Raw genomic sequence first — 24,730 nt, 5'->3', positions numbered from 1 at the left:
GCCATCCTTTATTGGTGATGTGCTCGTGGATACATAAGGTGGTTCAACGTGACTCAGTCTCCTTATTTGACATCCTCTTTCCATCCTCCCAGTCCCTACGCCCCACCCCCTGTTTGTGTGATCCCTGTAACATAAATTTAAGTTATGAGTGCTGGCGCACATAAAAACCCACTGAATTTTGCAGGCCGCTTCACGATTTTCGCCTCAGCCCCTCCGCTGCGGTCGCAGAGCCTGCTCTCTCATCCTCCCGCCTCCTCCCCCATAAAAAAGCCGGGGGGTGGAGGATTCACGAAAGTAATGGAACACGCATAGTGAACTTATCTTGAATGTTTCTGTCGGTGACAGGTTGTAACGAAGGGAGAAGGGCATGGCGAGCGTACAGCTGCGTAATGTAACGAAAGCCTGGGGCGACGTAGTGGTGTCAAAAGACATCAATCTGGACATCCACGAAGGTGAGTTTGTGGTGTTCGTGGGTCCATCAGGCTGTGGTAAATCGACTCTGCTGCGTATGATTGCCGGTCTTGAAACCATCACCAGTGGCGATTTATTTATTGGTGATACCCGAATGAACGACATCCCGCCAGCCGAACGCGGCGTGGGCATGGTGTTCCAGTCTTATGCCCTTTATCCGCATCTTTCCGTTGCCGAGAACATGTCCTTTGGCCTGAAGCTGGCCGGCGCGAAAAAAGAGACCATTAACCAGCGCGTCACCCAGGTGGCGGAAGTGCTCCAGCTGGCACATCTGCTGGAGCGTAAACCGAAGGCGCTCTCCGGTGGTCAGCGTCAGCGTGTGGCGATCGGCCGTACGCTGGTGGCCGAGCCGCGCGTGTTCCTGCTCGATGAACCGCTTTCTAACCTGGATGCCGCCCTGCGCGTCCAGATGCGTATCGAAATCTCCCGTCTGCACAAACGCCTTGGACGCACGATGATTTACGTCACCCACGATCAGGTCGAAGCGATGACGCTGGCCGACAAAATCGTGGTGCTGGACGCCGGTCGCGTGGCGCAGGTGGGCAAACCGCTGGAGCTGTATCACTACCCGGCAGACCGCTTTGTTGCGGGCTTCATTGGCTCGCCAAAGATGAACTTCCTGCCCGTAAAAGTGACCGCGACGGCAATCGAACAGGTACAGGTGGAGCTGCCAAACCGTCAGCAAGTCTGGCTGCCGGTCGACAGCGCTAACGTACAGGTGGGGGCCAACATGTCCCTCGGTATCCGCCCTGAGCATTTACTGCCGAGCCACATCGCTGATGTGACGCTGGAAGGTGAAGTTCAGGTCGTCGAACAGCTTGGTCACGAAACACAGATTCATATCCAGATCCCCGCCATCCGTCAGAACCTGGTCTACCGCCAGAATGACGTGGTGTTGGTAGAAGAGGGTGCCACATTCGCTATCGGTTTGCCGCCAGAGCGTTGCCATCTGTTCCGTGAGGATGGCACTGCATGTCGTCGGTTGCACAAAGAGCCAGGCGTTTAAGCATTCCAATTACAAAGAAAAGCAATGATCTCAGGAGATAGAATAATGATTACTCTGCGCAAAGTCCCTCTGGCTGTCGCCATTGCGGCAGGCATCCTGTCTGCCCAGGCGGGCGCCGTAGACTTTAAAGGTTATGCTCGTTCCGGCATTGGCTGGACCGGAAGTGGCGGTGAACAACAATGTTTCCAGGCAACAGGCGCACAAAGTAAATACCGTCTCGGTAACGAATGTGAAACCTACGCCGAACTGAAACTGGGCCAGGAAGTGTGGAAAGAAGGCGACAAGAGCTTCTATTTCGACACCAACGTAGCGTACTCCGTTTCTCAACAGAATGACTGGGAATCCACCAGCCCGGCCTTCCGTGAAGCTAACGTGCAGGGTAAAAACCTGATTGAATGGCTGCCAGGCTCTACCATCTGGGCCGGTAAACGCTTCTATCAGCGTCATGACGTACACATGATCGACTTCTACTACTGGGATATCTCTGGTCCTGGTGCCGGTATTGAAAACATCGATCTGGGCTTTGGTAAACTCTCTCTGGCAGCGACCCGTTCTTCTGAGTCCGGCGGTTCTGCAACCTTCGCCGATCGTGATGCGAACGGCGACCGTATTTATGACAACGTGGTACCAAACGATGTCTTCGATGTGCGTTTAGCCGGTCTGGAAACCAACCCGGGCGGTACGCTGGAGCTGGGCGTTGACTACGGTCATACCAACATTCCTGACGACTACTACCTGCAACCTGGCGCCTCTAAAGATGGCTGGCTGTTCACCGCTGAACACACCCAGAGCATGATGAAAGGCTTCAACAAGTTCGTACTGCAATACGGTACGGATTCCATGACCTCTAACGGTAAAGGTATTCCACAGGGCGGCAGCATCGATAACGACGGCTCTATGTGGCGCGTGCTGGATCACGGTGCAATCACCCTGGCAGACCGTTGGGACCTGATGTACGTCGGTATGTACCAGAACATCGATCGTGACAACAACAACGGTACCGAGTGGTGGACCGTGGGTGTTCGTCCAATGTTCAAATGGACGCCGATCATGAGCACCTTGCTGGAAGTGGGCTACGACAACGTCAAATCTCAGAAAACTGACGACAAAAACAGCCAGTACAAAATCACCCTGGCACAGCAATGGCAGGCAGGCGACAGCATCTGGTCCCGTCCGGCTATCCGCGTCTTCGCAACATACGCGAAGTGGGATGAGAAATGGGGCTATGCAAACAACGACTCAGGTGCAGGTTACACCTCTGGCGTAGCGTATAGCGACACCTCCGCGAAAACCTTCAGCCGTGGCGACAACGATGAGTGGACCTTCGGCGCCCAGATGGAAATCTGGTGGTAATTCGTCAAGCCTGACGTAATGACCTGAAAAGAGGGGCGCAAGCCCCTCTCTCCTTAGGGTGCTGCGCGCTATTGCCTGGCCACCGCAGTGCTCACGCTATCAGAGGTAATAACAATGAAAATGAAGAAAAGTCTCGTCGCGCTGTGCCTCTCTGCGGGGCTGTTGGCCTGTGCGCCTGCGGTCACCTTTGCAGATGTGAATTTTGTTCCTCAAAATACTAGCGCTGCGCCAGCTATTCCGGCTGCGGCACTACAGCAACTGGTGTGGACGCCAGTTGATCAATCGAAAACACAAACTACCCAGCTTTCAGCGGGGGGCCAGTCACTGAACGTGCCGGGTATCAGCGGTCCGGTCGCGGCTTTCAGCGTGCCGGCGAATATCGGCGAGCTGACCCTGACATTGGCCAGTGAAGTCAATAAACAGACCAGCGTCTTCGCGCCTAACGTGCTGATCCTCGATCAGAACATGACGCCATCCGCGTTCTTCCCAAGCGACTATTTCAGCTATCAGGAGCCTGGCGTCATGAGTGCCGATCGGCTGGAAGGCGTTATGCGCCTGACGCCAGCCCTGGGTCAGCAGAAGATTTATGTCCTGGTGTTCACGACTGAAAAAGATCTGCAACAGACAACGAAGCTTGTTGACCCGGCAAAAGCCTATGCGAAAGGCACGGGGAACTCTGTCCCGGATATTCCGGACCCGCTTGCCCGTCATACCACCGATGGTCTGATCAAGCTGAAAGTCTCCACCAACAGCGCCTCCAGCGTACTCGTAGGCCCGCTGTTTGGCTCATCTGGCCCGGGTCCGGTAACGGTGGGTAATACTGCCGCGCCTGTGTACGCCGCGCCAGCCGCAGCACCGGCCGCAGCCCCGGCCCCGGCGAAAAAAGCCGAGCCCGTGCTTAACGATACTGAAACTTACTTTAACAACGCCATCAAGCAGGCGGTTAAAAACGGCGATGTCGATAAAGCGCTGAAACTGCTTGATGAAGCCGAGCGTTTAGGTTCAACCACTGCCCGTTCCACCTTTATCAGCAGTGTAAAAGGCAAGGGGTAACCGTCTCCCCACAGTGCTGATTTTGTTAGTCGTTTAGTGCGCCTTCACGGGCGCACTTTTTTTGCCACTACTCAGGGGCAATCTGTTCAGAACGCATTATCCCTGACGCGGAAAGAAAGAATGATGCGATCCCAGATTTCCACTAGTTCAGCGTCGCTGTAATCAGGTGGGGATGAGACATCACTTCCTTCAGGTAAGATTTCATTGCTTAATGTCAGATCAAGGCTGGGGTGTGCAAAATCAGCGTTGGTTTCATTGGCTACGGCGGTAAACATTAGTTGTTTTGACGGATTTTCGGATGATTTATCTGGCGGGGCGGTGATTAGCCATTCACTGGCATTAAAACCGGCAATGCGTGCTTCTCCTTTTCGCAGCGTACTTCCGTCTATACTATTGATATAAGACTGAATTTCCCCGCTGCGCTCCAGCATGGTTGTGCTTTCCTTAAGGGCGTTATTGCTCCAGACTGAAAAAGAAAACACCGAACTATAGGGGTAAACAAAGGTAATATCTTCCTTAGGCTTGCCGTTTCCGTCGCGGATAAACCCTTGCGGAATACAGGTGCCGGGCACGGAAGGAATATCCTCATTATGCCGTCCGCTCAGTCGGGACATGAGGTCCTGTAATTCCGCCAGTTTCTGGGGTTTATCATTCGCCATCCAGTCAGGTCTTCCCGCTTCCTTGCGCAGATAAAACGCTCGCTCTTTAGCGAAGCGCGGATCAGAATAATCGGTAATCCCCTGCATGAGGATAAACGCTACTCCGTCAACGTAGAGATGACCTTCCAGAATGCGCCCAAATCCCGCCACACTCTCATTTTCATTACGGTCAAAAATGACCGCATTATCACTCAGCTTGTATATCTGCTTAAGAAATGGCTGATCAACAGGGTCCACGGTAGCGCTGTTTTTCAGTTTCTGTTCCCGCAACCGGATACGCTGCTCAAATGCCGGGCGGTAGAGTCGCTTGCTGCTGATGCGGATCTCATTAATCTGTGCCCGGTCAGTCAGGGTGTTTTCGAATGAGGCCGGAACCTCAAACACATAGCGCCCCACGCACTGGGATTTGGTGGTGGCAAAAAGAGTATTAACCATACGTTTTTCCTTGTCCGTTAACGCCGGGGGCGCATGCACAAATGTCACATAGTTATGGATGTAATATCCTGCCGCCAGCAGCAGGAGCGTCAGCGTAACAATCAGGGGGGATGTGTCTTTTTTCATGGGGCGGGAACCTGCTGCACAATCTTCACCACCGAGCGAACCGTGAACACCAGTGCGTCGGAGAGATCGCTGTATACCGAGCGGGAGAGATCGACAGGATCGACAGCATAAGCTCCTTCATGATCGACATCTGTCGCCAGGACGCCCTGAATACGTGAAGAGCTGGTGCAGACGGAGGTGATCGGCACGGTCCCATCGCCGGGGCTTGCGGATGAAATTAGTTGATGGGACCTTAACGGGGACAGTTCAAAAGGGTTAGCTGCATTTTCCCTGCTCCTCTGCGCTTCCTTAACGCTCAGGGGGATCCGCTCTTCCCATGTCAGGAATCCATCTGACGGGTTGCTTTTGCTGGCTCCGTAAAATAGCCAGGTCTGGGGGTGGTATTTGCCGTTTAACTTCTCAATAAATTTTTTAACGATATTACTTATTGTTTTCTCATATTTATTCCATTCGACCCTAGTATCATCCAGCAGCAAATCCTGCTCACATAGCCGCCACCACGCTGTTTTGTTGAGATAAATTTCCTCATACGGATCGGCCACCGGGAGGGAAAGTTGAGTCTCTTTACTGTTGATTTTCAGCCATCCCGGACCATAAGCCATACCCGGCAGAAGCTGTAACGGACCGGGAGACTGTGCCAGCACCGGCATCAGCTTTTCAGCACTTTCCCCGATAATCATTCCAGTAATGCCACGCTCACCGATCTTCATGCGGTGATAAGCTGCCGGTGAGCCGAGATCCGGCATGACGCCGTGTACGATACCCAGGATTGAGTCTTGTCCGCCCATATTTTCCGAGTAATGGCGGGCGACCAGTCCGCCCATCGAATGGGTGATCAGGACGACCTTGTTGACTGCCAGGCGTCCGTGATACGCACTCAGCACCTTACGGATATATTCGCCCAGCAACGCCGCAGAGTCCGCATTCGATTGCAGCCAGTTGTAACCAAAAACGTGCAGCGGGAATAAGAACTTGTGCCCGTGAGCCACTTCTTCTTCGCTCAGCACCTGCTCCTGAGGCTCGTTACCGATTCTGACGCCGATAAAACGCTGACGTGCCGTTTGCAACTGTGTCTCCCGAAAGTAATTATCCATCAGGATCTCGTCGTCGCTGAGCAGGTATTGCAGCCGGTCAAGCGCCTCACCGTAGCTCATGTAAAACGCACTTCCCCATCCGCGGGCGTGACGGGACGGGAATTTTTTTCCCATCCGCACCGTCGTTTAAAATTTCCCCAGAGTCATCGACGACGGTGGTCGTCGGATCAAGCAGTTGCTTTCTTTTTTGGGGGCCAGCAAGTGGCCATTTTTTAAGCGATGACAAGCTGAACTGCCAGACTTTTTTATCCCCACTCTTTAAGTTTGACCCCATCACCCCAGGAATAAAAATCACCGGGATCACTTTTGTAGGGGGCTTGAGACAAACCGAGATGTGGTTTTTGTCTTTTGGCTGAGAAAAAAACTTTATAATGAAACGTGCCATCGTCATCCCAGATGGGACGATGATAAGACCGATTAGGGGGCTATTTTTGTTGTCATCCATGTATTAAGTTACTGATATTCCTTCTCAAGAGCCGTATTAGCTCACAATTTATCCGCGCGATACTTAATCAAAATCAAGTTCTGCTATTGCTGCCACGAACATTTCTCCCGCGCTGTTGCACCATTGTTGCGATAGTGATCGCTAAATTTGGTTTGTCCGTCCTCATTTTGCCAATCTGCGATACAATGCCTTTACGTTATGTATCGGAGAGTCTGGCATGTCACACCCCGCGCTAACGCAGCTGCGTGCGCTAAGCTATTTCGACCAAATACCCGCGCTTGACCCGGAGCAACTGGACTGGCTGTTGCTGGAAGATTCCATGACAAAACGTTTTGAGCAACAGGGTAAAACGGTCACGGTGACGATGATTCAGGAAGGGTTTGTCTCGCCTGCGGAGATTGCCAGCGAGCTGCCGCTGCTGCCGCAAGAAGAACGCTACTGGCTGCGTGAAATTTTACTGTGTGCAGATGGCGAGCCGTGGCTTGCCGGGCGGACGGTGGTTCCTGAGTCTACACTTTCCGGGCCGGAGCTGGCATTGCAACGCCTCGGCAAAACGCCCCTGGGGCGCTATCTGTTCACCTCGTCTGAACTGACCCGTGATTTTATTGAAATTGGTTGCGATGCCGATTTGTGGGGGCGCCGTTCCCGCCTTCGTTTGAGTGGCAAGCCGTTAATACTGACGGAACTCTTTTTGCCAGCATCGCCGTTGTACTAAGAGGGAGAAAAAATGGAGTGGAGTCTGACGCAGAATAAGCTGCTGGCCTATCACCGCCTGATGCGTACTGATAAACCCATTGGCGCGCTGCTGCTGCTGTGGCCGACCTTATGGGCGCTGTGGGTTGCCACGCCGGGCGTGCCGCCGCTGTGGATCCTGGCGGTGTTTGTGGCGGGCGTCTGGCTGATGCGCGCTGCGGGCTGTGTGGTTAACGACTATGCTGACCGGAAATTTGATGGACATGTTAAGCGCACCGCGAATCGTCCTCTGCCGAGCGGTCAGGTGACCGGGAAAGAGGCGCGCATTCTGTTCGTGGTGCTGGTGCTGCTCTCATTCATGCTGGTGTTAACCCTTAACACCATGACCATTCTGCTGTCCGTTGCTGCTCTGGCGCTGGCCTGGGTTTACCCGTTCATGAAGCGATACACCCATCTGCCGCAGGTGGTATTGGGTGCGGCATTTGGCTGGTCGATTCCCATGGCGTTTGCCGCGGTCAGCGAGTCCGTTCCGCTCAGCTGCTGGCTGATGTTCCTGGCGAATATTCTCTGGGCCGTTGCGTACGATACCCAATACGCGATGGTCGATCGCGATGACGATCTCAAGATTGGCATCAAATCGACGGCGATCCTGTTTGGTCGTCACGACAAACTTATCATCGGCATATTGCAGGTGGCGGTGCTGGCGCTGATGGTGGCGATTGGTCGCCTGAACGGCCTGAACTGGGAGTTTTACTGGTCCGTACTGGTGGCGGGGCTGCTGTTTGCGTATCAGCAGAAGCTGATCGCGAAACGCGAGCGTGAAGCCTGCTTTAAAGCGTTTCTGAATAATAACTACGTCGGGCTGGTGCTGTTTCTGGGCCTGGCGATGAGTTACTGGTGATAAAAAAGCCGGGTGGCGGCTTCGCCTTACCCGGCCTACGATTTAGCGGAACATGTAGGCCGGGTAAGCGTTAGCGCCACCCGGCTTTAGCATCACTCGCCCTGCGTCGAACTCTCAATCGTCAAACGCACATCCGCGGTAATCAGCTCTGCCAGCATCTGGTAAACCTTCATCGTCTCTTCCGGCTCGGCATCGCCCGTATCGCTAATGTACCCTTCGTCGCGCAGCGTCAGCACCAGGGAGCTGAATACCGCTTTGTCGAAGAATTCCGGGGCGTTAATGCCATGCAGAACGGAAAGGCGCTGAGCCAGCGTCCGGCTCTCTTTTTCCAGCGTACCGCGGTTGATGGACGGATTTGCACTCAGCAACCAGAAGGTAATGGCGTAGCGCTGCAACGTCTCACGCGCACCGGAAGCCAGGAGCTGCAAGGTACGGGAACGTGACGGATTGATATGCAGTTCATCATCAACGATGGTAATCAGCCCCTGACGATGCATCTCTGCCGTCATTTTATCGAGCTCTGCCGCCAGTTCATCCTTACTCCAGCGCAGGAACAGCTCCGCTTTCAGCATTGGGTAGATGGCCTGAATATGGCGCAGCAGCTCCTGACGCGAAATACGGCGGTGCTGGGTAATAATGGCCGCCATCAGCGACGGCAGCATCAGCATGTGCGTGATGTTATTGCGGTAGTAGGTCATCAGCACGGCCTGCTCGCGCGGCAGAATGATGATGTCACCAATCGTATCTTTCTCGACTTCGAACTTGTTCATCTGCAACGCGTGATCGATCAGCTCGCTGGCGGTGGCAGACGGCACGGTCGAATCAACGGAATACGGCACGTTGCGCATGATATCCAGGTAGCAGTCAATCTGCTCGGTCAGCTGCTCACGGGTCAGTGAACGCTGGCGGGAGGCCAGAAGCGCAGTACAACACAGGTTCATGGCGTTTGCCGCACCAGCATTGTTGATGCGTACCATCAGCTCGGATGCAATGCCGTTGACCGTTGGCGTCAGCCAGGCCGGACGTACCGCTTCGATAGGATCGATAGACTCGCGCCACTCCGGAACATGATGGTTCAGATATGTCATCAACGGCAGGGGCTCGCCAAAGTTCACGTAGCCCTGGCCGAGGTTGCGCAGTTTACTCAGCCCACGCAGCATCTGCGGCAGACTCTCTTTCTCTTTGGTCGCACCGCGCAGCTCTTTCGCGTAGGTGCCCACTTCCATCACGTGTTCATAACCGATGTAAATAGGCACCAGCGTGATAGGACGCGTACCGCCACGCAGCATGGCCTGAATGGTCATCGACAGCGTGCCGGTCTTCGGATCGAGCAGACGACCGGTACGCGAGCGACCGCCTTCAACAAAGTACTCCACGGAATAACCGCGGCTGAACAGCTCGCCCAGATACTCCCTGAAGACGGTGGAGTAAAGCTTGTTACCCTTAAAGGTACGACGAATAAAGAACGCACCCAGACGGCGGAAAATCGGGCCTGCTGGCCAGAAGTTCAGGTTGATACCGGCAGCAATATGCGGCGGCACCAGCCCCTGGTGATAGAGCACGTAAGAGAGCAACAGGTAGTCCATGTGGCTGCGGTGGCAGGGCACATAGACAATCTCGTGGCCGTCGTGCGCTAACTGACGTACGCGCTCGGCGTTGTGGACGTTAATCCCCTGATAGAGGCGGTTCCACGTGAAGCCAAGGATACGGTCAGAGAGGCGAATCATCTCGTAGGAGAAATTCGCGGCGATCTCTTCCATCAGCGCTATCGCGTTCTGCTGAGCTTTCTCGTGCGAAATTTTCTTGCTGCGCGCTTCGTCTTCTACGGCACGGGCAATCGCTTTGGAAGCCAGCAGCTTGTTGAACAAATCCTGACGTGCCGGGAGACGTGGTCCAACGGCCGCCAGACGCTGACGTGCAAAGTGCATACGCGCAACGCGCGCCAGCTTTTGCGCAATGATTTTGTCAGTGCCGTGTTCATCCGCCATGCGGCGCAGTGAAACGGAAGGTGAGAAGCGGACAAAGCTGTCGCGTCCTAGCCAGGAGACGGCGAAGAACTTCTGAATGCCGTTGAGCATACGCAGCGGCGGGTTCTCTTCCCCTTTTTCGCGCCCCGGACGACGGCCAAACATCACCGACACCGGCACCATCTGCACGTCCAGATCGGGGTTGCTGCGGTGCAGATCGAGGTAATCATGGAACAGCTTAATGGACTCTTCTTTCGGCGTATAATAGGTGAACACGCGCGGCCCGCCATGGATGAACACGTAGCGCGGCAGCAGCGTACCGTCGACTTCCAGCGGTTCAAGCGGGTCAGGTAAATCGTGCGCCAGACATTGAGCGCGAAGCGTCAGCAGGTCTGCCTTCGAGTTATAAGGCAAAACGTACATAATAGGGCGCGACGTATCGAGCCCTAATTCCAGCGCAGGTTCTGCTGGGATAGACTTACTTTTTACCAGGACGCTTAATGGTAAATTAAGTAATTTGTAGTAAATTCGTGGCCAGCCGGACATAAACGATGTAAAGCCTCTGGTTAATAATGCAATTGCGGCGCAAGGATAACAGAAAGCGCGCAAAATTTCTGTTGTTACCCGTCATACTTCAGGTTGCAGCAAAACGCGCTGCGGCTTTAGTTACAGACGCTATTTATCATAAAAGGTTCTTTTAATGGCCAATAATACCACTGGGTTAACTCGAATCATTAAAGCTGCCGGTTATTCATGGAAAGGTTTCCGCGCGGCATGGGTTAATGAAGCCGCTTTCCGCCAGGAAGCGGTTGCCGCAATCGTTGCCGTTGTCATCGCCTGCTTCCTTGATGTTGATGCTATCACCCGCGTACTGCTCATCGGATCTGTCCTTCTGGTGATGATAGTGGAAATTCTGAATAGCGCTATTGAGGCCGTAGTTGATCGAATCGGGTCGGAATTCCATGAACTGTCTGGCCGGGCGAAAGACATGGGTTCCGCTGCCGTACTGCTGGCGATTATCACTGCGGCGATCACCTGGGTCACGCTGCTTTGGTCGCATTTCCGATGAGCCTCGAGGAATAATTAAGTCCCTGGTTTTTTGTGCAGTTTTTGGTTCCAAAATCGCCTTTGACTGTATATACTCACAGCATAACTGTATATACACCCAGGGGGCGGTATGAAAGCGTTAACGACCAGGCAGCAAGAGGTGTTTGATCTCATTCGGGATCATATCGGCCAGACGGGTATGCCACCCACGCGTGCAGAAATTGCGCAGCGTCTGGGCTTCCGTTCTCCTAATGCTGCCGAAGAGCACCTTAAAGCGCTGGCGCGTAAGGGCGTGATTGAGATTGTTTCCGGCGCCTCACGCGGCATTCGTCTGCTTGTGGAAGAAGAGAGCGGTATTCCGCTGGTGGGCCGCGTTGCCGCAGGTGAACCTCTGCTGGCGCAGCAGCACATCGAAGGGCACTATCAGGTTGACCCAGGCATGTTCAAGCCGAGCGCCGATTTCCTGCTGCGCGTTAGCGGAATGTCCATGAAAGATATCGGTATTCTGGATGGCGATCTGCTGGCGGTACACAAAACGCAGGATGTGCGTAACGGGCAAGTCGTGGTGGCGCGCATTGATGATGAAGTGACGGTTAAGCGCCTGAAAAAACAAGGCAATACCGTGCAGCTTCTGCCTGAAAATAATGAATTCTCCCCGATTGTGGTGGATCTCCGCGAGCAGAGCTTCTCTATTGAAGGGCTGGCGGTCGGCGTTATCCGCAACGGTGAATGGCTGTAATCTCTTCCTGACAGGCTGTAGTTCCTCTACAGCCTGGCCTGTTTTCTGATTCCGGTAATTTCCATGGCATTGCTAACTTCTGCCGATAAGGCGTTGTGGCGTCTTGCGCTACCGATGATTTTTTCCAATATTACCGTTCCTCTGCTGGGGCTGGTGGATACGGCGGTTATCGGGCATCTCGATTCGCCGAATTATCTTGGCGGCGTCGCGATCGGCGCAACGGCGACCAGCTTCCTCTTTATGCTGCTGCTTTTTCTGCGCATGAGTACGACAGGCCTGACGGCCCAGGCGTATGGTGCAAAAGATCCCCTGCGTCTGGCGCGTGCGCTGGTTCAGCCGCTCATTCTGGCATTCGGTGCCGGCGCGTTAATCGTTCTGTTGCGTACGCCGCTGATTGATCTTGCGCTCCATATTGTAGGCGGCAGCGATGCCGTACTGGAACAGGCCCGGCGGTTCCTCGAAATTCGCTGGCTCAGCGCGCCCGCTTCACTGGCAAACCTGGTCCTGCTGGGCTGGCTGCTGGGCGTGCAGTACGCCCGCGCGCCGGTGATCCTACTGGTGGTGGGCAACCTGCTTAACATTGTGCTCGATCTCTGGCTGGTGATGGGGCTGCACATGAACGTCCGGGGCGCGGCGCTGGCCACGGCGATTGCCGAGTACGGTACGCTGCTGATCGGTTTGGGGATGGTCTGGCGCGTGCTGGCGATGCGCGGTATCACCCTGGATCTGCTGAAATCGGCCTGGCGCGGCAACATTCGTAAGCTGCTGGCGCTTAATCGCGACATCATGCTCCGTTCGCTTCTGCTGCAACTCTGCTTTGGTGCATTAACCGTTTTTGGTGCGCGTCTTGGGCCTGAGATCGTTGCCGTCAACGCAGTGCTTATGACATTACTGACCTTTACCGCTTACGCGCTGGATGGTTTTGCTTACGCCGTGGAGGCGCATTCAGGGCAGGCCTATGGCGCGCGTGAAAGCGGCCAGTTACGCGAAGTCTGGCGTGCTGCCTGTCGTCAGGCGGGCCTGGTGGCGCTGGTCTTTGCTCTGGTATACGCCTGTTTTGGTGGGCATATTGTCGCGTTACTCACCTCGTTGCCCGCGCTACGTGAGCTGGCCGATCGCTACATCCTCTGGCAGGTAGTATTACCGGTGGTGGGCGTGTGGTGCTATTTGCTGGACGGCATGTTTATTGGTGCGACGCGAGGGGCGGAGATGCGCAACAGCATGGCCGTCGCGGCGGCGGGGTTCGGCCTGACGCTGCTAACCCTGCCGTATCTCGGCAATCATGGTCTGTGGCTGGCGCTGGCGGTGTTTCTCTCACTGCGTGGCCTTTCGCTGGCCGTTATCTGGCATCGTCACTGGCGAAACAATACCTGGTTTCCAGCCCCGCACGATATATCGTAACGGTTAAAGATTCCGAATATAAAAACAACTGCCGAATCCTTAACTACAATAATAATCACGTCCAGCAGAAAAGAACGAAGCGGACGATACTCATAGACGCTTAACACGAGGACACGATTATGAATAAAGACGAAATCGGCGGCAACTGGAAGCAATTCAAAGGTAAAGCGAAAGAACAGTGGGGTAAGCTGACAGATGACGATATGACCGTCATTGAAGGTAAGCGCGATCAGCTGGTAGGTAAAATCCAGGAGCGCTACGGTTACGAAAAAGATCAGGCGGAAAATGAAGTCAAAGACTGGGAAACCCGTAACGACTACCGCTGGTAACCGGCACTATCCCCAAGGGCGGCCCTGAGCCGCCTTTTTCTTCGGCTTTAACGCGGCTTTTTCTTCACCAGGATAGAGTGATCGTGCTGACAGGCATCCTGATGGCGGCATGACTCCACCTCCACGCAGGCAGAACATAAGCCGTGGGCTTCAATCACGTTATGGCGCAGCGCAAAGCCCATTCTGGCTGCCAGCGTATGCATAATATCTTCCACACCTTCCGCACACTCTTCCTTCACCACACCACAGCGATCGCAGATAAACATGGCGGACGTGTGAGTTGGCTGGTCAAAAAGATGGCACAGCACATAGCTGTTTGTTGATTCCACTTTATGCACAAACCCTTGCTCCAGCAGAAAATCCAGCGCCCGATAAACGGTCGGCGGTTTTGCCTGCGGCTCGCTTTCACGCAGCAGATCGAGCAGATCGTAGGCGCTGATGGCGCCCTGTTGCAGGCTCATCAGACGCAGTACCTCAAGGCGCTGCGGGGTCAGGCGCACATTGCGTTGCGCGCACAGCTTTTCAGCTTGCGCTAACAGCTCTTTTGTGGACTTGTCCATCGGGCACCTCGGATATGGTAAGGGGTGAAAACATTCACTTTATCATGTTCTGCTAAAAACACCGAGATCCGCCAGGCTGTGCTATACCTGACGCATCGCAAATCAGGAGATCGCAAAATGAAAAGACCTGACTGTATTCGGCACTGGCGGGACGTGGAAGGCGCTGATGACGCAACGTATCCTGACAGTAACGAACGTTTTTCTGTTGGCGCGCCGCTGGCCCGCAGGCTGGGTCTCGGCCGCATTGGTATTCACCATGAACGGCTGCCACCCGGACGCCGTACGTCTTATCCGCATGCGGAAAGCGACGAAGAGGAGTTTGTTTACGTTCTGGAGGGTTACCCTGAGGCCTGGATCAATGGCTATTTATGGAAGCTCGAACCCGGAGACAGCGTGGGATTTCCAGCCGGGACGGGCGTGTGTCACACCTTTATCAACAATACCGATGAAGAGGTGCGCTTACTGGTGGTGGGTGAGGCCAATAAAAAACATAACCGCATCTACTATCCGCTCAATCCGGTGTATGCCGCGACGCGCGAAGACCGCTGGGTCGACCATCCGCCTCAGTTTTTTGGGCCGCACGATGGAAAACCTGGGCGAAAATAATTTCCTCTTCTATAAATATTGATGGTCGTCACATATTACAACAGGCCGGGATGGAATTTAACTTAAGGAAATAGCGGGTCTTTTTGCACTTATTCACAGCAATAGTTCGTTCCTGTTTGGGTGATAACAGACAGGGTTAACTAATAACAAACTATTTACGAGCACACTGTGAAAAAACATTTTAAATTTTCGATGGTTAGCATCGCTGTCTCCTTTTTTATGGCAAATCAGGCGGGAGCAGCCAATACCTGGACGGAAGCGCGTAGCGACGCAATGGGCGGAACGGGTGTCGCGGCAGGGAGCTATGGCAGCGGGGCGTTAATCAACCCCGCGTTACTGGCAAAATCTAAGCCAGAGGATGATGTGACGGTCATTTTGCCGTCCGTTGGCGTGCAGGTGACCGATGAAGACAATCTTCAGGACGAGATTGATACCATTAACGACAAAATCAATCATTACAAGGATGTGGTTGATAGTCTGACCCCCATTGAAGTTATCACCAATCCATTAGGTTCGATCAATCAGTTCCAGGGCGCAGCGAAAGATCTCGCTGATGAACTGGACTACCTGAAAGGCAAGACCGCACACGCCACCGCAGGGCCGGGGATTGCCGTCAGTATCCCTAACGATATTCTTTCCGTGGCCTTTATGGCAAAAGGCTATGCCCATGGCCGGGTCAGCTCTTCAATCGATCAGCAGGACATTGATTATCTGCGCGGTATACAACGAAGCGATGCGGTGGCTGCCGGTGTGGCGCTGGATGCCGCGCTAAACGGTACCGATCAGATCACCAAAAACCTTAACTCTACGGCGTCTGGTCGGGCGGCGATTGTGTCCGACTACGGTATTGCGGTGGCCCGTCAGTTCGATCTTGGCGGCGTTCCGGTTTCCGTTGGCGTCACGCCGAAGCTGCAAAAAACCTGGCTCTATAACTACACCACTTCAATCTACGATTACGACAGTAATAAGTGGAACGACAGCCGCTACCGTACCGACGACACTGGCTTCAACGTCGATGCCGGTATTGCTGCTGATTTCGGTGAAAACTGGACGGTCGGCGTGAGCGGGCAAAACCTGATGTCGCGCGATATCGATACCAAAGATATCCGCATCCGCAACGGGCGTACGGGAGAGGTGGTGAGTTATAAAGACACTTATCAGATCCGTCCGCTGGTCACTGCCGGGGCCGCCTGGCACAACGATCTGGTCACGCTGACCGCAGACGGCGATCTGACCGAAACCAAGGGCTTTAAAAGCGAAGACACCTCCCAGTACGTTGGCGTTGGTGCCGAAGTCACGCCGCTGAGCTGGCTGGCAGTACGCGCCGGTTATCGTGCGGATATGAAAGGGAACGACAGCAACGTCTTTACCGGCGGTGTCGGTTTCGCGCCGTTCAACTCCGTCCACGTTGACCTGATGGGGCTTTATGGCGAAGACGAGACATGGGGTGCAGGGGCACAGTTGAGCATGACGTTCTAAAGTACACCGGAGGCGCTGCGCCTCCGGCTTTTCTTTGTGCTATAGTAGCGCCCCTTTTCCACCAGATGCTTAAAACTTCGCCATGTCGTCAGAACTCCAGACCGCTTTCCATGCACACCGTTTCTCCATTGCGCCAATGCTCGACTGGACGGACAGACACTGCCGCTATTTCCTGCGCCAGCTCTCCCGCCATACGCTGCTGTACACCGAAATGGTCACTACCGGCGCAATTATTCACGGCAAGGGCGATTATCTGGCGTACAGCGAAGAGGAGCATCCGGTTGCGCTGCAACTGGGTGGCAGCGATCCGGCTGCGCTGGCGCAGTGCGCGAAGCTGGCTGAAGAACGCGGCTATGACGAGATTAACCTCAACGTCGGTTGCCCGTCCGACCGTGTGCAAAACGGTATGTTCGGCGCGTGTCTGATGGGTAATGCACATCTGGTGGCGGACTGTATCAAAGCGATGCGCGACGTCGTCTCTATCCCGGTCACGGTCAAAACCCGTATCGGCATAGACGACCAGGACAGCTACGAGTTTCTGTGTGATTTCATCAACACCGTATCAGGGAAGGGTGAATGCGAGATGTTTATCATCCACGCCCGTAAAGCCTGGCTCTCTGGCCTCAGCCCGAAAGAAAACCGCGAGATCCCGCCGCTGGACTACCCGCGCGTGTACCAGCTAAAACGCGACTTCCCGCACCTGACCATGTCGATCAACGGCGGTATTACGTCGCTGGACGAGGCCAAAGCGCATCTCGAACATATGGATGGCGTGATGGTCGGACGCGAGGCGTATCAGAATCCGGGCATTCTGGCGACGGTTGACCGGGAAATCTTTGGCGTTGACGGTGCTGACACCGATCCCGTGGCAGTAGTGCGCGCCATGTATCCGTATATTGAGCGCGAGCTGAGTCATGGTACGTATCTGGGCCATATTACCCGCCATATGCTTGGCCTGTTCCAGGGCATTCCTGGCGCGCGCCAGTGGCGTCGTTATCTCAGCGAGAACGCGCATAAGGCCGGTGCGGATATTGAGGTCCTGGAACACGCGCTGCGTCTGGTTGCGGATAAACGTTAAATTTCGCTAAAAGATGGTCAAATACGCCACGCCCTGCAAGACATTGCGGGGCGTTTTGCTTTCAGAACAACGACTTATTTTTGGCATGTTTCTTGTAACGATCGCAGCATCATTCGGGAACTCGTGGGAGAGCACCATGCTGGAACTACTTTTTGTGATTGGCTTCTTTATCATGCTTATGGTCACGGGCGTATCGCTGCTCGGTATCCTGGCCGCGCTCGTCGTGGCCACGGTGGTGATGTTTGTTGGCGGTTTATTTGCCCTGACGATTAAACTCTTGCCGTGGTTACTTCTGGCGATTGCGGTGGTATGGGCGATACGGGCGATTAAATCACCAAAACTGCCCACTTATCAGCGTAATAACCGCTTCCGTTACTAAGGTATTGAGGTGTACGTCACATACCTGCAACTTTTCCGGCAGCAATCCTTAGAACAGAATAGGATTTACTTATCGAATCTGTCACTATGGCTGCCGCTAAAGAATTCATCGAGCTGTACCCTACATACAGCCGAACTAAAAAAAGAAAGGGCTTCCCACGGGAAGCCCAATTTCTTTTTATGGCTCAGGGAATTAACAGACTTGATCCCTGCGTTGCCCGGCTCTCCAGCACCTCATGCGCGCGCTGCGCATCGGTCAGCGGATATTTCTGCGCCTCTGCCACATCCACTTTAATTACCCCACTGGCGATCAGCGAGAACAGCTCGTTGCTGGCTTCCTCAAGTTCTTCCCGGTTGGTGATGTAACCTTGCAGGGAAGGGCGAGTGACGTACAGTGACCCTTTCTGATTCAGAATGCCCAGGTTGACGCCGGTGACTGCCCCGGAGGCGTTACCGAAGCTCACCATCAGCCCGCGACGTTGCAGGCAGTCCAGCGAAGATTCCCAGGTGTCTTTCCCCACCGAGTCATACACCACGCGGACCTTTTTGCCGCCAGTGATCTCTTTCAGCCGCTCAACGATGCTCTCTTCCCGGTAGTTGATCACCTGCCATGCGCCCGCGTCCAGCGCGCGCTGCGCTTTTTGCGCGCTGCCTGTGGTGCCGATCAGCTTCGCGCCCAGGGCTTTCGCCCACTGGCAGGCAATCAGCCCCACGCCACCTGCGGCTGCGTGAAAAAGGAATTGCTCGTCAGGCTTAATTTCGTAGGTTTTGCGCAGCAGATAATAGACCGTCAGCCCTTTCAGGAATGAGGCGGCAGCCTGCTCGAAGCCGATCGCATTTGGCAGAAGCGCCGCTTTCTCGGCCGGAACGTTATGGATGGAGCTGTAAGCGCCCAGCGCCGACTGCGCGTACACCACGCGATCGCCTTCCTTAATGTGCTTAACCGCGCTGCCCACTTTGCTGACGATACCGGCCGCCTCGGTGCCCAGTCCGCTCGGCATCGACGGAGGCGGATAGAGGCCGCCGCGAATATAGGTATCGATGTAGTTAATGCCGATCGCTTTGTTTTCCACCTGGATTTCGTTCTCGCCAGGCGCAGCGGGGGTAAATTCCACCGCTTTGAGTACGTCAGGGCCACCATGCTTGTGAAATTCAATACGTGTTGCCATGCTTCCTCCAGAATGTGGTAATCTTTCGACCCACTCTTTATCTCGGTAACTCCATTCACTATGGCAGGAAACAAACCCTTCAACAAACAGACTGAACCTCGTGAGCGTGATTATCAGGTCGCCGGGTTAAAAGTCCCGCCGCACTCGATTGAAGCGGAACAGTCGGTGTTGGGCGGTTTAATGCTGGATAACGAACGCTGGGACGACGTCGCCGAGCGTGTTGTCGCGGAAGACTTCTATACCCGCCCGCACCGCCATATTTTTACGGAAATGGCGCGTTTGCAGGAGTCGGGCAGCCCTATCGACCTGATTACGCTCGCAGAATCGCTGGAGCGTCTGGGACAGCTCGACAGCGTCGGCGGATTTGCCTATCTGGCAGAACTGTCAAAAAACACGCCAAGTGCCGCGAACATCAGCGCTTACGCTGATATCGTTCGTGAACGTGCCGTTGTCCGCGAGATGATCTCGGTGGCGAATGAGATCGCCGAGGCCGGTTTCGATCCCCAGGGGCGCACCAGCGAAGATCTGCTCGACCTGGCGGAATCCCGCGTCTTTAAAATCGCCGAAAGCCGTGCGAACAAAGACGAAGGCCCGAAAAATATCGCCGATGTGCTCGACGCCACGGTTGCGCGTATTGAGCAGCTTTTCCAGCAGCCGCACGATGGCGTGACGGGGGTGAACACCGGTTATGACGATCTCAACAAGAAAACGGCAGGTCTTCAGCCATCGGATTTGATTATCGTCGCGGCGCGTCCGTCGATGGGTAAAACGACATTTGCGATGAACCTCGTCGAAAACGCGGCGATGTTGCAGGATAAGCCGGTGCTTATCTTCAGTCTTGAGATGCCCTCTGAACAGATCATGATGCGTTCTCTGGCGTCCCTGTCGCGTGTGGATCAGACCCGCATCCGTACCGGTCAGCTGGACGATGAGGACTGGGCGCGGATCTCCGGTACCATGGGGATTTTGCTGGAAAAACGGAACATCTATATCGATGACTCCTCCGGCCTGACGCCGACGGAAGTACGTTCCCGCGCGCGCCGTATCGCCCGTGAACACGGTGGCATCGGCCTCATCATGATCGACTACCTTCAGCTGATGCGCGTTCCGTCGCTTTCCGACAACCGTACGCTGGAGATTGCCGAGATTTCCCGCTCGCTCAAGGCGTTAGCCAAAGAGCTGCACGTGCCGGTGGTGGCGCTATCGCAGCTTAACCGCTCTCTGGAACAACGTGCAGACAAGCGCCCGGTCAACTCCGACCTGCGTGAATCCGGCTCCATCGAGCAGGATGCCGACTTAATCATGTTCATCTACCGTGATGAGGTTTATCACGAGAACAGCGATCTGAAAGGGATCGCCGAAATTATTATTGGTAAGCAACGTAACGGCCCCATCGGTACGGTACGTCTGACCTTTAACGGCCAGTGGTCGCGTTTCGACAACTATGCCGGTCCTCAATATGATGATGAGTAATTTCTAAGGAATTCAAATGCAAGCGGCAACTGTTGTTATTAACCGCCGCGCTCTGCGACACAACCTGCAACGTCTGCGAGAACTGGCGCCCGCCAGTCAGCTCGTTGCAGTCGTGAAAGCGAACGCTTACGGACACGGTCTTCTTGAGACCGCGCGAACGCTCCCCGATGCCGACGCTTTTGGCGTCGCCCGTCTCGAAGAAGCTCTCCGCCTGCGCGCAGGTGGAATTACGCAACCGATTCTGCTCCTGGAAGGCTTTTTTGAAGCCTCGGACCTGCCGACCATTGCCGATCAGCACCTGCACACGGCGGTGCATAACGAAGAACAGCTGGCCGCGCTGGAAACGGCTGAACTGAGCGAGCCGGTCACCGTCTGGATGAAGCTCGACACGGGCATGCACCGTCTGGGCGTGCGGCCGGAAAGCGCGGAGGCGTTTTATCAGCGTCTGAGTCAGTGCAAAAATGTGCGTCAGCCAGTGAATATCGTCAGCCACTTTGCCCGCGCCGATGAGCCTGAATGCGGCGCAACGGAACAGCAGCTTGATATCTTCAACACCTTCTGCGAAGGCAAACCGGGGATGCGCTCCATTGCGGCGTCCGGCGGGATCCTGCTATGGCCGCAGTCGCACTTCGACTGGGCGCGTCCGGGCATCATTCTTTATGGCGTTTCGCCGCTGGAGAACAAACCCTGGGGGCCGGACTTTGGCTTTAAGCCGGTTATGTCGCTGGTTTCAAAGCTGATTGCCGTGCGTGAGCATAAAGCGGGAGAGCCGGTGGGTTACGGCGGCACCTGGACCAGCGAGCACGACACGCGTCTTGGCGTGGTGGCGATGGGCTACGGCGACGGCTATCCCCGCGCCGCGCCAACTGGGACGCCGGTGCTGGTCAATGGACGCGAAGTCAAGATTGTCGGTCGCGTGGCGATGGACATGATTTGTGTTGATCTTGGGCCCGACGCGCAGGATAAAGCGGGGGACGATGCGGTGATGTGGGGTGAAGGCCTGCCGGTAGAGCGTATTGCTGAAATAACAAAAGTGAGTGCTTACGAACTTATCACGCGCCTTACTTCAAGGGTCGCAATGAAATACGTCGACTAAGCATGAGCGGGATGCGATGCATCCCGCTTCTGTTAACATCCCCTCGATCTTCTTCCGCTTCCGGTTTATTGTTGAATGCCCTGCCTCATAATAATCCGGAGAACATCGCGTGTTTCAGAAAGTAGACGCCTACGCCGGCGACCCTATCCTCTCCTTGATGGAGCGTTTCAAAGAAGATCCTCGCAGCGACAAAGTGAACCTCAGCATTGGTCTTTACTACAACGAAGACGGCATCATTCCTCAGTTGAAAGCCGTTGCCGAAGCTGAAGCGCGTCTGAACGCAACCCCGCACGGTGCTTCGCTTTATCTGCCGATGGAAGGATTAAACACCTACCGCAACACTATCGCGCCGTTGCTGTTTGGTGCGGACCACGCGGTGCTCGCGCAAAAGCGCGTGGCGACTATCCAGACGCTGGGTGGCTCGGGTGCGCTGAAGGTAGGCGCAGATTTCCTGAAAAAGTACTTCCCGGATTCCGGCGTGTGGGTCAGCGACCCGACGTGGGAAAACCACGTTGCGATCTTCGAGGGCGCGGGCTTTAAGGTGGCGACCTATCCGTGGTTCGACAGCGAAACCAACGGCGTGCGCGTTGATGCGCTGCTGGAAAAACTGAACACCCTGCCGGAGCGCAGTATCGTATTGCTGCATCCGTGCTGCCATAACCCGACCGGTGCGGACCTCACCAATGCCCAGTGGGATGCGGTGATCGAGATACTGAAGGCGCGTAACCTGATCCCGTTCCTCGACATCGCCTATCAGGGCTTTGGCGCGGGCATGGAGGAAGACGCCTACGCCATTCGCGCGATTGCCAGCGCGGGGCTTCCCGCTCTGGTCAGCAACTCGTTCTCAAAAATCTTCTCCCTGTACGGCGAGCGCGTTGGCGGCCTGTCCGTGGTGTGTGAAGACGCCGAAGCCGCGGGACGCGTACTCGGTCAGCTGAAAGCGACGGTCCGCCGGATCTACTCCAGCCCGCCGAACTTTGGTGCGCAGGTGGTGGCGACAGTTCTCGGTGACGAAACGCTGAAAGCGTCCTGGCTTGCGGAAGTGGAAGCGATGCGTAAGCGCATCCTGTCGATGCGTCAGGAGCTGGTTAACGTCCTGAAAGAGGCCGTGCCTGGGCATAACTTTGATTATCTTCTCAAGCAACGCGGGATGTTCAGCTACACCGGACTGAGCGCAGCGCAGGTCGATCGCCTGCGCGAAGAGTTCGGTGTCTACCTGATCGCCAGCGGCCGTATGTGCGTGGCGGGTCTGAATGCCAGCAACGTCCAGCGCGTGGCGCAGGCGTTTGCATCCGTAATGTAAGCATTCACTTACTTGCATACTGTATGTAGGCCGGGTAAGGCGTAGCCGCCACCCGGCTTTTTTGTTCGCGCCGGTGCCAGTCATTGCCCGGTGGCGCTTCGCTTCCCGGACCTACACGTTTCTTCTGCGCTTTGTGATCGTCTTCTTTTTATTCAGCTCCATAAGTAAAAACTCCTTTCCTTCCCCTACCGCTGGGGTTATGGTCGGATAGTTTTTTGACCATCCGCTCAAAATAAAAAGATAACAAACTGAATATTCAGGGGAAAATATGCGCAAGATCACACTGGCGCTCAGCGCCGCCTGCTTATTGTTCTCGCTTAATAGCGCCGTTGTTGCACGGGCTTCTGCACCCACGCCGCTTTACACCGGCACTACCGCCGCCATTCTTGCCGAACAGGCCCCCATTCACTGGGTTTCAGTGGCACAAATCGAAAATAGCCTGACGGGTCGCCCGCCGATAGCCGTGGGCTTCGATATTGACGATACCGTTCTCTTCTCCAGCCCCGGTTTCTGGCGCGGCAAAAAAACGTACTCCCCGGACAGCGAAGCCTATCTGAAAAACCCGGAATTCTGGGAAAAGATGAACAACGGCTGGGATGAGTTCAGTATCCCGAAAGAGGTTGCCCGCGCGCTGATCGCCATGCACGTAAAGCGCGGCGACAGCATTTACTTCGTGACCGGACGTAGCCAGACCAAAACCGAAACCGTCTCGAAAACGCTACAGGATGATTTCCTGATCCCGGCGGCCAGCATGAACCCGGTCATTTTTGCCGGGGACCAGGAAGGGCAAAACACCAAAACCCAGTGGCTGGAAAAGAAAAATATCAAAGTGTTCTACGGGGATTCAGATAACGACATCACCGCGGCGCAAGACGTGGGAGCCAGAGGCATCAGGGTGTTACGCGCCTCGAACTCCACCTACCGACCGCTGCCGATGGCCGGAAAATTTGGTGAAGAGGTGATCGTTAACTCTGAATACTGACGCATTAACGGCGGGGTGAATGCTTTTTTAAGCAAATCTCGCTGCGCGGGTTTTACCTTTCGCTTTCTTGCTGCACACTTAGAAAGATTCACCTTTCATAATGGAGCAGCACATGTGGTATCAACAGACCCTGACCTTAAGCGCAAAACCACGCGGATTTCACCTTGTGACGGACGAAGTCATCGGGCAAATCCGCGACCTGTCGCGCGTCAAAACGGGTTTGCTGCATCTGCTGCTTCAGCACACGTCTGCTTCTCTCACGCTCAATGAAAATTGCGATCCCACCGTCCGGTCCGACATGGAGCACCATTTTCTGAAGAGCGTCCCGGATAACGCCCCGTATGAGCATGATTACGAGGGGGCGGACGATATGCCTTCGCACATCAAATCCTCTTTGCTGGGCGTCTCGCTGATGCTGCCGGTCCACAACGGACGGCTACAGCTGGGAACGTGGCAGGGGATCTGGCTGGGAGAACATCGCATTCACGGTGGTTCGCGTAAAATTATCGCAACGCTACAAGGGGAATAAAGATGACAATTTCGGAGATACTTCAGTACTGCATGAGCAAGCCGGGTGCGGAACAAAGCGTTCACAGCGACTGGAAAGCCACGCAGATCAAAGTGGGTGATGTGCTGTTCGCGATGGTGAAAGAGGTGGATGCGCGGCCTGCGGCATCACTGAAAACCAGTCCGGAACTGGCCGACTTACTGCGCCAGCAGCACGATGATGTCAGGCCAAGTAAGCATCTGAATAAAGCGCACTGGAGTACGGTGTTTCTCGACGGCTCGCTGCCAGATTCGCAAATTTACTACCTGGTGGATGCGTCGTATATACAGGCGGTTGAACTGCTGCCGGAAACGATCCGACAGCAGCTCTCCGTGTGACG

General features: G+C 54.9%; 25 protein-coding genes. 19 read left to right on the top strand and 6 right to left on the bottom strand.

The genetic code is table 11. The features are described from left to right. Positions 1 to 367 precede the first annotated feature (367 nt). The 3 genes from malK to malM all read left to right on the top strand — a co-directional run bounded on the left by malK (position 368) and on the right by malM (position 3,883). Positions 368 to 1,477 (top strand): maltose/maltodextrin ABC transporter ATP-binding protein MalK, encoded by a 1,110-nt coding sequence (gene malK / locus KTH07_RS18830; protein ID WP_003860329.1) that lies wholly within the window; start codon positions 368 to 370, stop codon positions 1,475 to 1,477. 42 nt (positions 1,478 to 1,519) lie between these two features. Then, a complete protein-coding gene (locus KTH07_RS18825) occupies positions 1,520 to 2,830 on the top strand; it encodes a maltoporin (RefSeq protein ID WP_026080558.1) in 1,311 nt (436 codons plus the stop codon). A 114-nt stretch (positions 2,831 to 2,944) separates the two neighbouring features. Continuing rightward, entirely contained in the window at positions 2,945 to 3,883 is a 939-nt protein-coding gene (gene malM, locus KTH07_RS18820; RefSeq protein ID WP_063162111.1) for a maltose operon protein MalM, read from the top strand. Positions 3,884 to 3,969: 86 nt separating this feature from the next. On the opposite strand, the gene KTH07_RS18815 is transcribed toward malM, so the two are convergent. Genes KTH07_RS18815 through KTH07_RS18805 form a run of 3 tightly spaced genes read right to left on the bottom strand, consistent with a single transcriptional unit; the run spans position 3,970 to position 6,642 of the window. Next, positions 3,970 to 5,103, bottom strand: coding sequence for a T6SS immunity protein Tli4 family protein (locus KTH07_RS18815; protein ID WP_015570173.1), 1,134 nt, complete (start codon positions 5,101 to 5,103; stop codon positions 3,970 to 3,972). Then, the gene (locus KTH07_RS18810) at positions 5,100 to 6,257 is read right to left on the bottom strand and encodes a hypothetical protein (protein ID WP_176662594.1); all 1,158 of its coding nucleotides are present in this window, start codon (positions 6,255 to 6,257) and stop codon (positions 5,100 to 5,102) included. The genes KTH07_RS18815 and KTH07_RS18810 overlap by 4 nt, the downstream gene beginning before the upstream one ends. Next, positions 6,244 to 6,642 (bottom strand): hypothetical protein, encoded by a 399-nt coding sequence (locus KTH07_RS18805; protein WP_217310842.1) that lies wholly within the window; start codon positions 6,640 to 6,642, stop codon positions 6,244 to 6,246. The genes KTH07_RS18810 and KTH07_RS18805 overlap by 14 nt, the downstream gene beginning before the upstream one ends. 217 nt (positions 6,643 to 6,859) lie before the next feature. On the opposite strand from KTH07_RS18805, the gene ubiC reads away from it, so the two are divergent. Together ubiC and ubiA are read left to right on the top strand one after the other, a co-directional pair. Then, positions 6,860 to 7,357 carry a chorismate lyase gene (ubiC, locus tag KTH07_RS18800; protein WP_032620645.1) on the top strand — a complete coding sequence of 166 codons (498 nt, stop codon included), beginning with the start codon at positions 6,860 to 6,862 and terminating at the stop codon, positions 7,355 to 7,357. Positions 7,358 to 7,369: 12 nt separating this feature from the next. Further along, complete coding sequence (gene ubiA / locus KTH07_RS18795) at positions 7,370 to 8,236, top strand: 4-hydroxybenzoate octaprenyltransferase (RefSeq protein ID WP_015570176.1); 867 nt, start codon at positions 7,370 to 7,372, stop codon at positions 8,234 to 8,236. Between the two features lie 92 nt (positions 8,237 to 8,328). Here ubiA and plsB read toward each other — a convergent pair whose 3' ends face one another. Beyond that, on the bottom strand, positions 8,329 to 10,749 hold the full coding sequence (plsB, locus tag KTH07_RS18790) for a glycerol-3-phosphate 1-O-acyltransferase PlsB (RefSeq protein ID WP_032620643.1): 2,421 nt from the start codon (positions 10,747 to 10,749) through the stop codon (positions 8,329 to 8,331). Between the two features lie 154 nt (positions 10,750 to 10,903). On the opposite strand from plsB, the gene KTH07_RS18785 reads away from it, so the two are divergent. From KTH07_RS18785 to KTH07_RS18770, 4 genes are all read left to right on the top strand, one after another. After that, positions 10,904 to 11,272, top strand: coding sequence for a diacylglycerol kinase (locus tag KTH07_RS18785; RefSeq protein ID WP_017382619.1), 369 nt, complete (start codon positions 10,904 to 10,906; stop codon positions 11,270 to 11,272). Between the two features lie 108 nt (positions 11,273 to 11,380). Further along, positions 11,381 to 11,989, top strand: coding sequence for a transcriptional repressor LexA (gene lexA / locus KTH07_RS18780; protein ID WP_003860318.1), 609 nt, complete (start codon positions 11,381 to 11,383; stop codon positions 11,987 to 11,989). Positions 11,990 to 12,052: 63 nt separating this feature from the next. Then, on the top strand, positions 12,053 to 13,390 hold the full coding sequence (gene dinF, locus KTH07_RS18775) for an MATE family efflux transporter DinF (RefSeq protein WP_032620641.1): 1,338 nt from the start codon (positions 12,053 to 12,055) through the stop codon (positions 13,388 to 13,390). Positions 13,391 to 13,509: 119 nt separating this feature from the next. Next, the gene (locus KTH07_RS18770; protein WP_003860314.1) at positions 13,510 to 13,719 is read left to right on the top strand and encodes a CsbD family protein; all 210 of its coding nucleotides are present in this window, start codon (positions 13,510 to 13,512) and stop codon (positions 13,717 to 13,719) included. A gap of 47 nt (positions 13,720 to 13,766) precedes the next feature. Here the strand turns inward: KTH07_RS18770 and zur are convergent, their stop codons facing one another. Then, positions 13,767 to 14,279: a zinc uptake transcriptional repressor Zur gene (gene zur / locus KTH07_RS18765; protein ID WP_006810484.1), complete on the bottom strand. Its 513-nt coding sequence runs from the start codon at positions 14,277 to 14,279 to the stop codon at positions 13,767 to 13,769. A 117-nt stretch (positions 14,280 to 14,396) separates the two neighbouring features. Between zur and KTH07_RS18760 the strand changes: the two genes are divergently transcribed. The 4 genes from KTH07_RS18760 (at position 14,397) to pspG (ending at position 17,821) form a co-directional block, all read left to right on the top strand. Beyond that, positions 14,397 to 14,885 (top strand): cupin domain-containing protein, encoded by a 489-nt coding sequence (locus tag KTH07_RS18760; RefSeq protein ID WP_017382621.1) that lies wholly within the window; start codon positions 14,397 to 14,399, stop codon positions 14,883 to 14,885. A gap of 192 nt (positions 14,886 to 15,077) precedes the next feature. Then, positions 15,078 to 16,364 carry a conjugal transfer protein TraF gene (gene traF / locus KTH07_RS18755; RefSeq protein ID WP_371822134.1) on the top strand — a complete coding sequence of 429 codons (1,287 nt, stop codon included), beginning with the start codon at positions 15,078 to 15,080 and terminating at the stop codon, positions 16,362 to 16,364. An 82-nt stretch (positions 16,365 to 16,446) separates the two neighbouring features. Continuing rightward, the gene (dusA, locus tag KTH07_RS18750) at positions 16,447 to 17,442 is read left to right on the top strand and encodes a tRNA dihydrouridine(20/20a) synthase DusA (RefSeq protein ID WP_023302927.1); all 996 of its coding nucleotides are present in this window, start codon (positions 16,447 to 16,449) and stop codon (positions 17,440 to 17,442) included. Positions 17,443 to 17,578: 136 nt separating this feature from the next. Next, positions 17,579 to 17,821 (top strand): envelope stress response protein PspG, encoded by a 243-nt coding sequence (gene pspG, locus KTH07_RS18745; protein WP_017382623.1) that lies wholly within the window; start codon positions 17,579 to 17,581, stop codon positions 17,819 to 17,821. A gap of 184 nt (positions 17,822 to 18,005) precedes the next feature. Here pspG and KTH07_RS18740 read toward each other — a convergent pair whose 3' ends face one another. Then, positions 18,006 to 18,989, bottom strand: a complete 984-nt coding sequence (locus tag KTH07_RS18740) for a quinone oxidoreductase (protein WP_003860300.1) — start codon at positions 18,987 to 18,989, stop codon at positions 18,006 to 18,008. 60 nt (positions 18,990 to 19,049) lie between these two features. Between KTH07_RS18740 and dnaB the strand changes: the two genes are divergently transcribed. The 6 genes from dnaB to KTH07_RS18710 all read left to right on the top strand — a co-directional run bounded on the left by dnaB (position 19,050) and on the right by KTH07_RS18710 (position 24,728). Then, complete coding sequence (gene dnaB, locus KTH07_RS18735; protein ID WP_003860298.1) at positions 19,050 to 20,462, top strand: replicative DNA helicase; 1,413 nt, start codon at positions 19,050 to 19,052, stop codon at positions 20,460 to 20,462. A 16-nt stretch (positions 20,463 to 20,478) separates the two neighbouring features. Further along, positions 20,479 to 21,558, top strand: coding sequence for an alanine racemase (gene alr / locus KTH07_RS18730; protein ID WP_023295763.1), 1,080 nt, complete (start codon positions 20,479 to 20,481; stop codon positions 21,556 to 21,558). A 109-nt stretch (positions 21,559 to 21,667) separates the two neighbouring features. Next, positions 21,668 to 22,861, top strand: a complete 1,194-nt coding sequence (gene tyrB, locus KTH07_RS18725; RefSeq protein WP_017382625.1) for an aromatic amino acid transaminase — start codon at positions 21,668 to 21,670, stop codon at positions 22,859 to 22,861. 268 nt (positions 22,862 to 23,129) lie between these two features. Continuing rightward, positions 23,130 to 23,843, top strand: coding sequence for an acid phosphatase AphA (gene aphA, locus KTH07_RS18720; RefSeq protein WP_017382626.1), 714 nt, complete (start codon positions 23,130 to 23,132; stop codon positions 23,841 to 23,843). Between the two features lie 112 nt (positions 23,844 to 23,955). Then, positions 23,956 to 24,372 carry a secondary thiamine-phosphate synthase enzyme YjbQ gene (locus KTH07_RS18715; RefSeq protein ID WP_017382627.1) on the top strand — a complete coding sequence of 139 codons (417 nt, stop codon included), beginning with the start codon at positions 23,956 to 23,958 and terminating at the stop codon, positions 24,370 to 24,372. Positions 24,373 to 24,374: 2 nt separating this feature from the next. Continuing rightward, positions 24,375 to 24,728, top strand: coding sequence for an MmcQ/YjbR family DNA-binding protein (locus tag KTH07_RS18710; protein ID WP_032620552.1), 354 nt, complete (start codon positions 24,375 to 24,377; stop codon positions 24,726 to 24,728). The last annotated feature ends 2 nt before the right edge of the window (positions 24,729 to 24,730 follow it).

Origin of the sequence: Enterobacter cloacae complex sp. ECL72 (assembly GCF_019056635.1) — a bacterium.
GTDB classification, from domain to species: domain Bacteria; phylum Pseudomonadota; class Gammaproteobacteria; order Enterobacterales; family Enterobacteriaceae; genus Enterobacter; species Enterobacter hormaechei_C.
The sequence above is the reverse complement of the archived record's forward strand: the minus strand, read 5'-3'. Positions and strand labels throughout refer to the sequence as shown.

Coding starts and splice junctions, on each gene's coding strand:
- malK (WP_003860329.1), top strand. CDS start 368: ATGGCGAGCGTACAGCTGCGTAATGTAACGAAAGCCTGGGGCGACGTA.
- malM (WP_063162111.1), top strand. CDS start 2,945: ATGAAAATGAAGAAAAGTCTCGTCGCGCTGTGCCTCTCTGCGGGGCTG.
- KTH07_RS18815 (WP_015570173.1), bottom strand. CDS start 5,103: ATGAAAAAAGACACATCCCCCCTGATTGTTACGCTGACGCTCCTGCTG.
- KTH07_RS18810 (WP_176662594.1), bottom strand. CDS start 6,257: ATGAGCTACGGTGAGGCGCTTGACCGGCTGCAATACCTGCTCAGCGAC.
- KTH07_RS18805 (WP_217310842.1), bottom strand. CDS start 6,642: ATGGATGACAACAAAAATAGCCCCCTAATCGGTCTTATCATCGTCCCA.
- ubiC (WP_032620645.1), top strand. CDS start 6,860: ATGTCACACCCCGCGCTAACGCAGCTGCGTGCGCTAAGCTATTTCGAC.
- ubiA (WP_015570176.1), top strand. CDS start 7,370: ATGGAGTGGAGTCTGACGCAGAATAAGCTGCTGGCCTATCACCGCCTG.
- plsB (WP_032620643.1), bottom strand. CDS start 10,749: ATGTCCGGCTGGCCACGAATTTACTACAAATTACTTAATTTACCATTA.
- KTH07_RS18785 (WP_017382619.1), top strand. CDS start 10,904: ATGGCCAATAATACCACTGGGTTAACTCGAATCATTAAAGCTGCCGGT.
- lexA (WP_003860318.1), top strand. CDS start 11,381: ATGAAAGCGTTAACGACCAGGCAGCAAGAGGTGTTTGATCTCATTCGG.
- dinF (WP_032620641.1), top strand. CDS start 12,053: ATGGCATTGCTAACTTCTGCCGATAAGGCGTTGTGGCGTCTTGCGCTA.
- KTH07_RS18770 (WP_003860314.1), top strand. CDS start 13,510: ATGAATAAAGACGAAATCGGCGGCAACTGGAAGCAATTCAAAGGTAAA.
- zur (WP_006810484.1), bottom strand. CDS start 14,279: ATGGACAAGTCCACAAAAGAGCTGTTAGCGCAAGCTGAAAAGCTGTGC.
- KTH07_RS18760 (WP_017382621.1), top strand. CDS start 14,397: ATGAAAAGACCTGACTGTATTCGGCACTGGCGGGACGTGGAAGGCGCT.
- traF (WP_371822134.1), top strand. CDS start 15,078: ATGGTTAGCATCGCTGTCTCCTTTTTTATGGCAAATCAGGCGGGAGCA.
- dusA (WP_023302927.1), top strand. CDS start 16,447: ATGTCGTCAGAACTCCAGACCGCTTTCCATGCACACCGTTTCTCCATT.
- pspG (WP_017382623.1), top strand. CDS start 17,579: ATGCTGGAACTACTTTTTGTGATTGGCTTCTTTATCATGCTTATGGTC.
- KTH07_RS18740 (WP_003860300.1), bottom strand. CDS start 18,989: ATGGCAACACGTATTGAATTTCACAAGCATGGTGGCCCTGACGTACTC.
- dnaB (WP_003860298.1), top strand. CDS start 19,050: ATGGCAGGAAACAAACCCTTCAACAAACAGACTGAACCTCGTGAGCGT.
- alr (WP_023295763.1), top strand. CDS start 20,479: ATGCAAGCGGCAACTGTTGTTATTAACCGCCGCGCTCTGCGACACAAC.
- aphA (WP_017382626.1), top strand. CDS start 23,130: ATGCGCAAGATCACACTGGCGCTCAGCGCCGCCTGCTTATTGTTCTCG.
- KTH07_RS18715 (WP_017382627.1), top strand. CDS start 23,956: ATGTGGTATCAACAGACCCTGACCTTAAGCGCAAAACCACGCGGATTT.
- KTH07_RS18710 (WP_032620552.1), top strand. CDS start 24,375: ATGACAATTTCGGAGATACTTCAGTACTGCATGAGCAAGCCGGGTGCG.